The sequence below is a fragment of the Gimesia fumaroli genome (genome assembly GCF_007754425.1).
In the GTDB taxonomy this organism is placed as follows: Bacteria; Planctomycetota; Planctomycetia; order Planctomycetales; family Planctomycetaceae; genus Gimesia; species Gimesia fumaroli.
The window spans coordinates 6,498,632-6,512,882 of sequence record NZ_CP037452.1 but is presented as its reverse complement, the minus strand read 5'-3'; the positions used below and the strand labels follow the sequence as shown (position 1 = coordinate 6,512,882).

Below are 14,251 nucleotides of genomic sequence, written 5' to 3'. Positions count from 1 at the left end.
TTCTGGTCGTTAATCAACGTAGCGAAATTCGTTGGTGTTTAATAGTGCCTGGCAGAGTGTAGCCCAGACGGTTTGACGACGCAGTTTTTCCTGGGATATTTCTGTTTTCAGTGCTGTGTCGACGTCTTGAATCAATGCCAGAGCCCGCGCCAGTTCAGACGATTCCGGAACACGATTTAAAGCGCGCCGATATACGAGATGAATGCGTTGAGAATCATTCAGTTTGGGATTCAACAAAATGTCTTTGGCAAATAATTGTGACTGTTCAATCAGGAAATGACTGTTTATGAGAAACAGACTCTGTGTGGGCAGTGTGGTTTCGTTCCGTTTGCCAACCGGTTTGGTCGAATCGGGCAGGTCGAACGAGGACAGCTCCGGTGGTTCAGAATGACGCATCATGCACAGGTAAATGCTGCGGTGATTATCGGGCAGATGCAGGTTGCCTGCTTTGTTGACCAGCTCGTCCACATGTGCGATCGAAGAACCCAGGCCGGGTTCTCTGTTGAGTTGACCGCTGGCGGCGAGGATGCTGTCTCTTAACGATTCCGCATCCAGGCGGCGACGGTTATGCCGACAGAGGAGTTTGTTTTCCGGATCTGCATCCAGGATCAAATCGTCACAAAAACTGCTGAGCTGATACGTGCGGCTGAGGACAATACTGCGAATCAGTTGTTTGATCGACCAGCCTTCCGTACGAAAACGCGTCGCCAGATGATCGAGCAGTTGGGGATGCGTCGGTCGTTCGCCATAGATGCCAAAATCATCCGGGGTGCGAACCAGTGCCTGGCCAAACAGGTGCAGCCAGATCCGATTGACCATCACGCGTGATGTCTGCGGGTGATCTGCCGAGGTCAGCCACTCTGCCAGTTGCAGGCGTCCACTTTGTTTGGCATCGATTTTCGGGGGCTGTTCTATCTTACAGGCCGAGAGGAAACCGCGAGGCACACTCGGCCCGAGTTTCTTGGATTCCCCTTTGATATTGATTTTGCAGTCAACCGGTTTTTTCTTTTCACGGACTCCCATCGCCAATGCTGTACCGGGAGGATAGACGTTTTTGGGTTTCTTTTTTCGGGACAGGGTATGTTTATCGACTTTCGGTTGCGCACCGCTGTCTGGCGGCGGTACGTAGTGGTGCTTCGATTTTAAAACATGCAGGGGAGTTTCCGGCGCTGTCAAAGGTTGATTGGCGGCATAACCCCACATCGTTTCGGTGCTGAGGAAAATGCCGGCCATCGCATAATAGTCGGCTGTCGGAATCGGATCGTGTTTGTGATCGTGACAGCGGGCACAAGCGACACTCAGTCCCATCACACCGGTCCCAATCACATTAATCTGATCGTTGACGACGTCCATGTGGAAGTTCACGTTCATCGCTTTGGCAGGTTTCGAGCCGATGGCCAGGAATCCGGTTGCGATGAGCAGGCGATCCCGTTCTTCGGGAGTCTTTGCGGTTAATAGATCGCCGGCAATCTGTTCGGTGAGAAACTGGTCGTAGGGAACGTCGTTGTTGAATGCCTGGATGACATAATCACGATAGCGCCAGGCATGGGGAAAGGTCGGATTGCGTCCCAGACCATCATTGCCGTTCGATTCACCGTAGCGCGCGACATCCAGCCAGTGACGCCCCCAGCGTTCGCCGAAATGAGGAGACGCCAGTAATTCATCGACCAGATGAGCGACCGCCTGTTGTTGACGACGTTGATAGTCGGCCAGGAATGTTTCCACCTGCTCTGCTGTGGGAGGCAAGCCAGTCAAGTCATAGTACAAACGTCGCACCAGCGTGATGGGTGCTGCATCGTGCGTGGGAGTGAGCTCGGCCGCTTCAATTCGTGAGAGAACAAACTGGTCAAGAGGATCATAAACCCAGCTTTGATTTTGGACGGCGGGAGGCGCGGGATTTCTGACCGGTTGAAACGACCAGAGTTCCGGTTTTGCTGCCGTGGAATCTTCCGTCGGTTTTTTAGCGATCAACGGATGATCGATGCGCGGATCGGGCACACCCATCTTGACCCACGTGATAAAGTCATTGATGACGGCTTCCGACAATGGTTCATCGGGCGGCATTTCCAGGTCATCATATCGCAGGGCTTGAATCAACAGGCTCTCATTAGGGCGCCCTTCGACAAAAGCGGGGCCTGATTCACCCCCGACGCGCATGCCGTCGCGGGTATCCATCCGTAGTTTGCCGCCCAGTTCCTCTGATTTGGAGGAATGGCAGGAATAACATTTTTTGACGAGCACGGGGCGGATTTTATTTTCAAAAAAGGCCCGCTGCTTCGGGTCCATCTTTGCCTGGGCTGATTTGCCAGATGGTTTCTTTGCACTCCAGGCCGGTGCTTCTGCGTAGAACGAGATCGCGAGAAAACAACAAGCTGCAGAGATCCGGGTGATTCGTTTACGCATGGCCGACAAATTCTATTTGGCAGGAGTAGTCGTACGCGTTATGGGAAGATTTAGTGAACAAGCATAGATCATACTTGGTTGATACGTTTAAGTCAACGATCTTAACAATCTTTCGGCACCAGGAAGCGACGGACACCAGTTTTTTACTGTTCATAGCCTGTATAGTATTAATCGCTATAGTCTGCCTGATTGATGTGACTGATGGTTTTGCTACGATGATTGCTAGATGAAATCCAAATTGATCTTCAACAGAGAGTGTACAGCGTGTTATCCGAATATGACGTAATTATCGTTGGTGGGGGCGGAAGTGGACTGGCAGCAGCGGCGCGCGCACTGGAGTTTGGATCGCAGGTGCTGGTGCTGGAAAAGCAGCCTCAACTGGGAGGCACCACGGGGATGGCCATCGGTTCTTTCACAGCGAATGGAACCAGTCTTCAACAGGCGGCGGGGATCAGTGACAATGCCGATGATCACGAAATCGACGCCGGCCAGTTTGCAGCATCGGAGATTGAATCGCACAGCAACAACGAGCTCCGCCGATTTTTTCTGGGACAGACCGCTGAGACGCTGGAATGGCTGCGCGGCATGGGGCTGTATTTTCATGGACCCAATCCGGAACCACCCAACCGGGTGCCGCGAATGCATAATATTGTGCCTAATGCGAAAGCGTATATCGCCGCGTTTCAAGCTCAGATTTTAAAACACAAGGGGACGATTGTCTGTGATGCACCGGTAGTAGAACTGGTGCTGGAAGAACAACGAGTGACAGGTGTGGTCGCGCAGATTGAAGGCGAACGGAAAACGATTAAAGCAAAGCGGGGTGTTGTACTGGCGGCGGGAGATTACGCGAACGCGCCGGAAATCATCGGGCGGTTCAAAGGCAACCAGTTCAAGTCGATCGAAGGCGTGAATCCCAAAGCGGGCGGCGACGGACATCTGCTCGCAGAAAACGTCGGCGCGCAACTGATAAATATGGACATCACCTATGGTCCCGAACTCCGGTTTGTACCACCGCCCGGCGATCCGTTCGAACAGCTTCTGCCGACTAGCGGGTTCCTGGCACAACTGATGGGTCGACTCGTTCCTTTGTTGCCTCAGTTTCTCATCAACTGGCGGATTAAACGCTTGCTCTTAACCTGGCAGCATCCGGAAAATTCTCTGTTCGACGAGGGAGCAATATTAATTAACGCGGACGGCCACCGATTCTGTAACGAAAAAGATTCTCACGGGCGGGAAATCGCGATCTCGGAACAGCCGGGCAAAGCCGCTTATATTTTATTGGACGAACGGATCGCCGCACATTTTAGTGCGTGGCCTCATTTTATTTCGACGGCGCCGAAGATCGCGTATGCTTATGTGGATGATTACCTCAAACTCCGGCCCGATGTCAGCATGGCTGGTACGCTGGAAGAAATCGCGGAGCAGCGTCATCTGAATGTGGCTGACTTGCATGAATCAGTCAATCAATTCAACGAGTATGTTTCCGGTCAGCAGACAGACCCGTTCGGCCGTGTAAAAGATACGCACCCATTGCAGGGTACTCGTTGGGTGTTACTGGGACCGGCGAAAGCGTATTTTACGACGACTGAAGGGGGCGTGGCCATCAATCAGAGTCTGCAGGCCCTCGATGAAAACGGAACGCCGATTCCCGGCCTGTTTGCGATCGGCTGTAACGGCATGGGAGGTCAGGTTCTCTGGGGGCACGGCCTGCACATCGCCTGGGCCATCACCAGCGGCCGACTGGTGGGGGAACTGTTGGGTAAGAATATGAGGACAGTGATAAGTTGAGGAGTCCGCTGACCACGAATGTTTTAGATCGAATGGAACCAGAGCGCGGAAACAAACCACTGGCACCACCGCAGATGAGCATGAGAACGCGAGTGTAAATAAAAATGCTCGTAACCTTTTTCCCAGCCATTCAAAAACCTTTTGCTTTCTCTCAAAATCACTTAGAATCGGGGCATTGGAACACGTATGATGTCCGTTTTGCCAAGCAAGACACTGCAGGGAGAATGAATGAAATGCGACTGCCGGAAGAACAAATCAAACAAGCGATCCTGCATCCCGATCTTGATGCCAGAACCCTGGCGCTCCAATATTTCACCAAATCATTTACTGAAGATACTACGATCATGCCGCTCGTCATCAAAGCGGTTGAACAATATGGTCGTGAGCCATCAATCCCCCTGATCAAGGAAAGTTTCCATTTACCACAGACCCAAACCACGATTGAGTGGTGCATCGATGAACTACGACATCATGAAAATTCAGATGATTCTCGATATGCCTATGCCCTGTCCGATCTACTGACTCACGCGGACCCTCAGCTGACGCGGACCAGGGAGTCGGAGATCCTGGCTCTACCATGCTTTGATAGAATTTTGGCATATGCCTTTTCTGAACGTATCCAGCTACTTGATGAGGATGCCGATTCCCTCTGGAAAAAACTGTTTGATTTTTGTGAAAGTGAATCAGACCCAGATCTATATGATATGGATTTACCACATGCATGCCGGCTTTCTGAAGCCCTGGGACGTTTGGGTTCCGAGGTTGCTGATCGGGTTTTGGAACTACTGAATGAAGAGATTGACTATTCCGAAAGTTCGCCGAGGCTTTTGATGCAGGGATTCCTGCTATACCTGGCTGGTGATTTACGACTGATAGAGTCAGTGCCATTGTTGATTGAGTCTCTCAAAATCATCGATGACTGGCATAACGAAGAAGCCCAAAGAGCACTTGTCAAAATTGGTGGCGACGTGGTTGTCGAAGTTGTCGTGAATGAATTTCCTACGGAAGATTGGCATTTCCAGATTTCCGGATCCAGTGTACTGGAGAATATACACAGTGATCTTGCCATTCAAAAGAGCATCGAACTTTTCATAGAGGAACCTGACGATACGATTCTCCCCTTTCTGGGCCAGGCGACCCTCTCGCATTTTTCAACGGATGCTATTGAACCGGTATGTGAATTCATTCGCACCACCGCAATTGATCCCGACGTGCTTAGTTTGCGCGAAACGCTGATTGCGGTCAGTACCGTACTGGGCGTCGAATTTCCCGAATACGAAGTATGGAAGCAGGCCAATGAAGAAGCTGAGTCAACCCGCAGGGCTCTTTACTCGGAACAGCTTGGAAATCATACCTTCGGTTTCTCAGGTGATTTGCTGGTCGATCTTGAAGAAGACGCTGCTGATACGGAGATCGAACCAGTGACTCAACCAACCTACTTCCCAAATACAATCGTCAGGGAAGAAGCACGAATTGGACGCAACGATCCTTGTCCCTGTGGAAGTGGTAAGAAATACAAAAAGTGCTGTTTGAACAAATCGTGAGAATGAAAAAGGTGCCATATCAATCAGGTTCCCGACAGGGGACACAAAAGGAGTCGGAACGTTTAGATATAGGTTCCTGATATCCTCGGGTACGGGCAGCATTGAACCAGACTGACAGGGGAAGTTACTTGATTTCAGGTTTCTTCTTTCGAAAATAAAAGTACAAAATAATAATACCCAGAAGTAAAAGATTCACAGTAATCAGAATGTAGAAAGCACGAGCGTTTTGTGTTCGTCTGGAAACGGCGGATAAATGCGATGAAACCATATCATTTATATTAATCTTACTGATCTTACCATCTTTCCAAACGTATTCATTCTGATCTGGAGAATCAAGTACGAGTGAAACCGGGGTCCCCTCCGGTACATTTAGACTTGGAATTTCCAGTTCCCGTTGATCAATTCCTGCATTTAATGAATGGACCACTACTTTTACAGACTCAACTGTCTGGGGAATGCCATTCTCCAGACGTTCAAAGTGAACCGACGCCGGAAACCAGATGTCCGTTTTTTTGTTCTTGTAGCTTGCTTTGATTTTCTGGTAGCTCACGTCCACCTTCTGAATGACATCGATATCGTCGTCATAGAATTCAGATAGAGTGATTTTGACAATCGAAAAATTGTAAACCGGGTTTAACCACATTCTCACATTCGAATGGCGTTCTGCTAATTGATATTCACACAGCAAACACTCAGTCCCATTGAGATCAACCCAACTGGCCTTCAAGTCTTCGCGATCTAAGCATTTTAAAAAAAAGTCTCTCTCGAATACTGAATAGGCATTGGTGTGTAGAGGAAACATGCCGAGTTTCTGTGGATTCGGTAATCCAACAAAAATATCACGATCCATTTTGCGTTTATCAACCTGCAAAACCATTACGGAGTCTTTATTCAGCAGCTCTTCATCTGAATAAGTATAAGCTCGGTCCTTACCAGTAATAAAAGTTCTCTGAAAAACTCCCTTACGACTGTCAGATGGATAAGGACTGATATGCGTAACGCGAGCAGAATTTTCGTCAAATTTAATTCGATATCCATAGAGATCAATTCCTCTGGGAGATGTCGTTTCAATATCCAGACTAAGATCCCCTGATGTTACCATATCACGCTCTGCAATTGCTGACTGAATCGCATTGCGTATGGTCATCTTACTGACAGGGGGCGATTTTTCTGTCGAATCTGTGGGATTCTTTTGTGCCGTAGCCTCTTCAGTAAATCCTTCATCCAAGATTGAGACGACCATGATCAACATGAATAAGAGGGTAGGAATGCGACGAAAATTGAAATTGGTGATCATGTTTATGCGTCCCGTAAATAGTGAGCAGAGTATTCTGCTGCATGCAAAATACTCTGCTATTCCAGCTACTCAAGAATGTATAAATTAAGTATGCCCTCATACACTACAAATTCCCTGACAGCGACTGACGCATCATCATTTTCCAGCCTGCTGTTGTCAGGCAGGGGAATACAGACAAAGCATTAACCACCTCCGGGGCATTTAGGAGATTTCTGTATCGTTCTATTTGAAGCAAACGGGTTACCTCCACCTAAATGACAGACACCTGCAGTATAAGAGCAGTGGTACGCATATGAGCACAATGCTTCATTACTTGATATCGTTGCTTCAGTATTACATGAGCCACACCCCTCGGACCCAAATTTTCCATTCTGTGGATTGAAAGATTGCTCATGGTCCCCCCCCCAATTAATCCGCTGTGATTATAGAGAATCCGAATACCAATCCCCTTACTTTGAATAAGACCCGATTGTATTTTTGAATGACGATAATGAATTGAGCTGTCCTACAACCGTAAACCCTCTGTGACTTATGTTGAGATCTAAAAGTTCTTCAAAACCCATAGTCGATACACAAGTGCCTTTGGCCTATAGTACACAATGTACATTTAGGATGAAATAGGTGTGGTAATAAATGCAATTTTATCTGATGCATATACACATGGATTGACTTGCAATGCTCACGTTTGAGCACTATTTCTGCCAAATTCTTGACTTCGCCTGTTGGGAATCTTTCAGACGCCTGTTTCAAAGATGCATCTTCCCGCCTTCGTGACAAGCAGAAAAGATTCATTAGCCGCAGGGCGTTTGCTCCGGTTCACAGACTTTTTTTAAAGGCGGATTCGAATAAAGAAACGCTACCTGGTATCTCGGGTGCGATAGAGAAACGCATCAGACGTCAGCAGGGAGACAAGCAACGCGTTCATGCTGCCGTCGTTGTCTTTGTAGGCGCGATAGGCTGCCTGCAGCACGGGGGCATCGTTCAAGGTTTCGTTGCGGCCCATCCAGAACCGAAACGCGTGACGGACAAACACCTGCTCAGCCCGCTCGCTGGCGGCGATTATTTCGATGAGTTCAATCGCGTTGGCGACTTCACCGTCCAGTTCAGGATCGCCGGAATCGATGATCGCGCCCGTTGTATCAACCGGTTTTTCCAGTTCGGTCTTGCGATACAGGCCCGCATGATTAAACATTTCGAACGGCAGGCCCAGCGGATCCATTTTCTTGTGACAGGTCCAGCAGTATTCTTCGCGGGTGACCCGCATCCGTTCGCGGAGTGTTTTCGTCGGTTCATCGGGCAGCATCGCATCCACGGTAATCGGCACATCGGGAATGCCGCCGCCCAGTAATCGTTCGCGAATCCAACGGCCGCGACGAATTGCATGATTGTCCATGGCATCGGAATGTGAGACGAGCCAACTCGGCTGAGTCAGAATTCCCAGACGTTGATCGGCGGGGACAGTGGCCAGAATCCGCTCCGGTTTCATGGACCCTCTACCGAAGCTGCGGCGACTGACGCGGGCATAGATCTCCGGTCCTGTGAGTTTCGTCGGTGTGACTTTATGGTTGATCTGCGCGGCTTTTCTCTTGTCGGCCTTACTAGGTTTCTTTCCGGTTTTCGCAGCTTCTTTTGCGGCGCGTTCCTGGGCGGCCTTGCGGGAAGCGATTTCTTCCTTGCGGGTTCGTCGCTCACCAAAATAAATCTCATCTGCTTTGGTCGCGACCACCTGGTTGGTCGTTAACAGACGCTTGAATACATCGCGATCTTCTTTCAGAATCAACTCAATCAGCCGATCCGTACTCGCCGTCGAATCGAACATCGCCCGATAATGGGCCTGCCCTCGATTGCTCACCCCTGTATTTGCCAGAGCCCGGGCATCCTTACAAATGTAACCGCCCAGGTCATAATCAAAATAATCGCGAAAGAAACGCAGGATGCGCGGCTTCCTGATACCATCGTCCGCCAGCATCCGTTCGACTTCCCGTTTCACATCCGCACGGGTCCGCATCCGCCCTTCGACAATCGCGGTTCGCAGTTCTTCGTCCGGCTTGATGTAACGCAGTGCATGATTCACCGCCAGTCCCAGTTCCCAGTCCTGGAGCATTACGCGCCCGTATCGATCTGGTTGACCAGCCTCTGCCAGTTCCGGCCTGAAGAGCGCGTCGCGTTCAAGAAACAAAGCCGACAACCCCAAAATCACGCCCTCTTTTTTGCCCAGTTTTTCAATCGACTGTTTCACGATCGTCAGATATTCATCCGATTCTTTTGCACTCGGCGGACGGAAGGTCAGCATTTCGAACAGATAACTAATGGCCGCCTGCAGGCTGGCATCGCTAACCCCTTCCTGTTCCATCAGATCATACACGGGGGTCAGTGGCCTCTTGACCTTCGTACTGTAAACGAGACTCGTAGGCAGACCGCGAATATCGCCTTTCATCTTGTCCGCGATCGAACGGGGATCATCGGTGATCTGATACGGCTTGGCGATGCTCAACGGGCCATAAGCCATATAGCGCAGAATGTCCGCCGACATACTCAGGACCTGTGTCGCTTCCGCACTGTTGACGGTGTAAAAATCGGGATAGTTTTCCAGTCCGTGTGTCCGGGCCGAGGAGAGAATGGCGGGGACACTCTTAACGGCGGTCGCATAAGCCACGGTTCCCCCCTGCCATTTGATAATGCGATCCGTTCCAAAGTAGAGCTTGAGTTCGCCGCCATGATTCGTGGGGACAACATCGCCGTGCGTCCGCAGGCCCGGCTTATTCGGATCAAACTCCGGCTCTTTATTGATCAATTCATTCAGACGCGTGATGTGCTCCTGCGGCGTTAACCGCCAGAGACGCGCCGGTGAAGCGGTCGGGATGAGTTTGATGTTCTCAGGCAGAGGACCGAAGAGTAACTCGTGATCGACATAGTTGGCTTTGTTCGGATCGAGGTGATCATGAAAGCCGCCCTTGTCCTGCATCACGTGGGTTAGCTCGCCGACAACCCAGTCCGAGAACTGCAGCCGTTCGACCACTTTCGGCTGAGTCATGTCCCGCGGCGGCATCTCTTTCAGAGTGACCTGTGCCCAGACACTGCGCCAAGTCGCCGCGTTGACTTCATCCACGGGGCCGAGGTCGTGCAGTGAAAGATTCCCTTCCGGTTCGGTCTTACCATGACAGTCAACACAGTGCGTCTTCAGAAAGGTTTTAGCAAAACTCTGGAAGTTTTTGGAAACCTTTTGCCCGGGTATGTAAGTCTCGCCTTTTGCTATGGCGACAAAACTCAACAGCAGTGTGAGAACGGAAACAAATCGAAACCCGGTCATACCAGAATTTCCTGCAGCGGGCCTGTACCGGAATCAAACTTCCGGGCCAGCTTCTCATTCATATTGAAGTGCTCACAGGGAACTCCCGAGGCTTCCAGCAGCGTTGCATACAGCGAGTTGATCGGGCGTTTGCCATCCAGTTGGGTGAAGCAGCCCGTCTTAAAGGCGCCGTCGAAATTCCCCAGTAGCATCACCGGCCAGTTGGCACCACTGGTGTGCTGCTTGTCAGCATTGTTGCTGGTATAAACGATGAGCGTATGATCCATCATCGTGCCACTCCCTTCCGGGATCGAATCCAAAGCTTCGATGATCCGCACCAGCATCCGGCTGTTGTATTGACGAATTTTAATCCAGATCGGATTGCCCGGTTGTTCCATGTGGCCCAGGTTGTGGCCCTGTTGTTCAATACCCAGCCCTTTCCAGGCACCGAAGATCTCGCCCCGGCCCGAACCAATCGTCAGCGTGTTCGTGATGCCTGATGTGAGTGACGAAATCCCCAGATCCAGCAGCACATCATGCCAGTCGGTTTCATGCTCGGGACTGGTATAACGGCCGTCGACTTTGGGCGCGAATTTTCTTAAATGACCGGCAACCGAATCAAGGCGATCTCGCAGGCCGTTGACCTCTTTGAAGCCGTCGACGAACTGACCGTATCGCTGCTGGTCCGCGGCAGGCAGTGCGTTACCCTTTGCGGCGGCCAGTTGTTCAATCTGATTGAAGACATTGGAACGGGCTTCGTGTTGACGTCGAATGTCTCCAGTGGAGATGCCGCCATACAGCATCTGATACAAGTGATTCGGATTGGAGTGCATGAAGATCGGCTGACCGGCGCCACTGGCAGACAGCGTCGCGATGGTCGGCTTGGTCCGCATATTCTCAATGGAGTCCATGCCGATGCAGAGATGCGGCAGCAGAGTTTGAGGCAGGATCTTGCTCAGCTCGTAATCGATGGTCGCTGCACTGGGGGGAACTCCGTCGCTCCCGCGATAGCCGCCCAGCGCGCCAAAGAACGCACTGTGCGACGGGCTGGTGTGAATGCCGTGCAGACCGTTGATGATATGCATACGATCTTTGTATGGTTCCAGCGGACTGATCGGCTCGGGCAGTTTGACCTTCGCCAGCGAACCACTGCGTTTCATGCCTTCGGGAATACAGGTCGCTGGATCGAAACCCTGGTTCTGCATGAAGAACACAATCCGCTTCGGGGTCTCTTTCAACTTCGGCATCGCCAGCAGCTGTTCGGGAAGCAGTGAGAATCCGAGTGCAGAACCCGCACCAGCGGCCATCGTTTGCAGCATTTTTCTACGGTTCAGCATGATCGATCTTTCAGAAAACAGTCCGGTGGTTTCTCTGTGATCTCAGCGTTTCTCGGGAGCCGTTTAATCTCTCCTCTGGAGCAGCGAAACGCGACATCACGGGTAAGACGGCCGTGGTAGGATACCTGGAACAGGTATCGGGTGTTTGAGTGAGGTAAGGTGACTTCATTTACGAACGCTTGAGGCAGTACGCCTATTTTACCCTGATTCAGCGTGACCGCAACCGAAATATCGAGAAACCTGCCTCTGGTTCCACGAAACAAACGTCCCCCTTCCCGCTGCTCAGGGCTAACACCATCCGTGCCCGTTTGGACGACTGAAAATCGAGTACCGCCCACTGAATAAAGACAGCTTGACGCCTGCGAGCCGTTTCCCATCATCCCGGTTATGCGTCGCGCGCGAGAACAGTACTGGTTCAGGTGCATACCAGGAACGAAACAAACGGCAGCATGTGATAAACCGCTTGATTCAGGACGATTTTCAAAATCCAACCGCGGAAAAGTTATGCGGGTCGACACACGCCGACGCATAAAACCACACATACAACACACCTCGACACTGACACAACACATGTCTGCTCACTCCCACCACACAAGTTTTTCCAGATCCCCCTTGACCACCCCACGCCGTTCAAGACAATCCGTTTCACAATCATGATGCTCTCTCCTGTAGGGGCGGTACCCATGTGTCCGCCCGCCTCACGACATTCAATTAATCACAACCGATCAAATGGAACCAGCGCGACCAAAAAAGGTGAGCGGGTCAGCACCAGCCGCCGGTAAAAAACGACCACGCAGCAAACCAGTTTTACCACAAAGCAACACAACCAGAGAGATAAACATCCTGCACCAGAAATGCCCCACCAAAAGTTAAGGATCGCTAGAAAGATCCAAAATTAACCTCAGGGTGTTAACCCCGGTTGTACGTACATTGGTAAGGACCGTCCGAAAGAATCCTGCCCTTTTGCGACCTCAGTTAATGAAATCAGGTTAATAAAATGACGCCAGAAGAATTTTCAGCCAGACTGGGAGAACTCGGCGTGTCGCTCACTGCAGCCGACTTACCGAAGGTTGAAGCTTTGCATATTTCGGAGGAAGTGATTTCCGATATCCATGTGCAATCAGTCGCTGCCCTCTTTATTTTCTCGCGATCAGTAGTTAGTGGGCGTCTGTTTTGCTCTGCCCTGTAAGCCCCATCCGGCTCAGCATCGGCCCAATGGTCAGTCCGCCGACGAGGATTGAGAAGGCGACGACGACGTAGGTCATGGTCAGGATGAGTTCGCCGATGTTGTCGTACTGTGATTGCCGGGCGTGAATTTCTTCCTTGAGCGAGAGCGCGAGTGCAACACTGATCCCGCCGCGCAGGCCGCCCCAGGTCATGACCTTAATCGCGTGTGGCGTGAATTCCCGGCCGGTCGCCTTCTTCAGGGCGGTGATCACCGTGCCCACGGACAGGAACCGCGCCAGTAGCACCGCGGGGATTGCCAGCGCCCCGGCCAGCAGATATTTCTCCTGGAACGACAGCACCAGGACCTCCAGCCCGATCAGCACAAACAGCACCGCATTCAGAAGCTCGTCCACCAACTCCCAGAACGTGTCCAGGTGCTGGCGCGTTTTGTCGGACATCGCCAGCGTTCGGCCATGGTTCCCCAGGATCAGCCCCGCGACCACCATCGCCAACGGCCCCGACAGATGCAGCTTCATCGCCAGTGCATACCCGCCCGTCACCATCGCCAGCGAAATCAAAATCTCCGTCGCGTAGTGATCAATGGATCGTAACATAAAGAACGCGAGCAGCCCCAGCACAAAGCCCAGCGCAATCCCGCCGCCAGCTTCGAGGGCGAAGAGCTTCGCGACGTCGCTTGCGTTCGTCTCCGTCACCTCGCTGCCTGCTTGAACATCGTGCGGATGTTCTTGTTCGCTCTGCTGAACGACACGATGGGACGCATCCGGCTTAGTTAAGTCTTCAGGCGACTCGCCATGCCCACCCAGCCCCGCGATGCCCAGGAGCGCAATAAACACCACCACGCCGACGCCATCGTTAAACAGTGACTCACCCGCGATCTTGGTTTCCAGCGACTTGGGTGCGCCGAGGCTCTTGAAGATCCCCAGGACTGCGATCGGGTCGGTGGGGGCGACGATCGAGCCGAAGAGCAGGCAGTAGATGAAGCGGACCTCGATGCCGAGCCAGCCGGTGATGACGTAGGTGAGCCCGCCGACGATGAATGTTGTCGCGAGGACGCCGATGGTCGCGAGCAGGGCGATGGCCGCGGTTTGTTCCTTGAGGTCGTTGAGGTTGACATGCAACGCCCCGGCAAAGAGCAGATAGCCGAGCATGCCCTGCATCAGCGTCTGATCGAAATCGATCGAGCCGATGAGCGTCTCGGCCGCGGTGAGCACGGTCGCCCCGGGTACGAACCGATCAATCAGCAGCAGGATGATTGCATGCAGCATTGCCAGCAGCATCAGGCCTACCGTCGTCGGCAGCTTGAGCAGTTTGTGGTTGATGAATGCGAAGGCCGCTGCGAGGGCCACGAGGATGCCGGCGATATCGAAGAAGTTCATGGCCGTTATTATAGGGTACTTCGCCCGGA

The 14,251-nt window shown here is 51.8% G+C and carries 7 protein-coding genes; 2 read left to right on the top strand and 5 right to left on the bottom strand.

Features of this window, described 5'->3' with window-relative positions; all coding sequences use genetic code 11:
• Positions 1-9: 9 nt before the first annotated feature.
• On the bottom strand, positions 10-2,403 hold the full coding sequence (locus Enr17x_RS24720; protein WP_145312374.1) for a PSD1 and planctomycete cytochrome C domain-containing protein: 2,394 nt from the start codon (positions 2,401-2,403) through the stop codon (positions 10-12).
• A gap of 264 nt (positions 2,404-2,667) precedes the next feature.
• Here Enr17x_RS24720 and Enr17x_RS24715 point away from each other — a divergent pair, with 264 nt between their 5' ends.
• Both Enr17x_RS24715 and Enr17x_RS29755 read left to right on the top strand, forming a co-directional pair.
• The gene (locus Enr17x_RS24715; RefSeq protein WP_198000780.1) at positions 2,668-4,191 is read left to right on the top strand and encodes an FAD-dependent oxidoreductase; all 1,524 of its coding nucleotides are present in this window, start codon (positions 2,668-2,670) and stop codon (positions 4,189-4,191) included.
• 233 nt (positions 4,192-4,424) lie between these two features.
• Positions 4,425-5,735 carry an SEC-C metal-binding domain-containing protein gene (locus Enr17x_RS29755; protein WP_198000779.1) on the top strand — a complete coding sequence of 437 codons (1,311 nt, stop codon included), beginning with the start codon at positions 4,425-4,427 and terminating at the stop codon, positions 5,733-5,735.
• Positions 5,736-5,859: 124 nt separating this feature from the next.
• On the opposite strand, the gene Enr17x_RS24705 is transcribed toward Enr17x_RS29755, so the two are convergent.
• The 4 genes from Enr17x_RS24705 to Enr17x_RS24690 form a co-directional block, all read right to left on the bottom strand.
• Complete coding sequence (locus tag Enr17x_RS24705) at positions 5,860-6,963, bottom strand: hypothetical protein (RefSeq protein ID WP_145312370.1); 1,104 nt, start codon at positions 6,961-6,963, stop codon at positions 5,860-5,862.
• A 925-nt stretch (positions 6,964-7,888) separates the two neighbouring features.
• Positions 7,889-10,342, bottom strand: a complete 2,454-nt coding sequence (locus Enr17x_RS24700; protein WP_198000778.1) for a DUF1588 domain-containing protein — start codon at positions 10,340-10,342, stop codon at positions 7,889-7,891.
• Positions 10,339-11,658, bottom strand: a complete 1,320-nt coding sequence (locus Enr17x_RS24695; RefSeq protein ID WP_145312369.1) for a DUF1552 domain-containing protein — start codon at positions 11,656-11,658, stop codon at positions 10,339-10,341. Before Enr17x_RS24695 ends, Enr17x_RS24700 begins: the two co-directional genes overlap by 4 nt.
• A gap of 1,157 nt (positions 11,659-12,815) precedes the next feature.
• Positions 12,816-14,222 carry a cation:proton antiporter gene (locus Enr17x_RS24690; protein WP_145312367.1) on the bottom strand — a complete coding sequence of 469 codons (1,407 nt, stop codon included), beginning with the start codon at positions 14,220-14,222 and terminating at the stop codon, positions 12,816-12,818.
• Positions 14,223-14,251 lie beyond the last annotated feature (29 nt).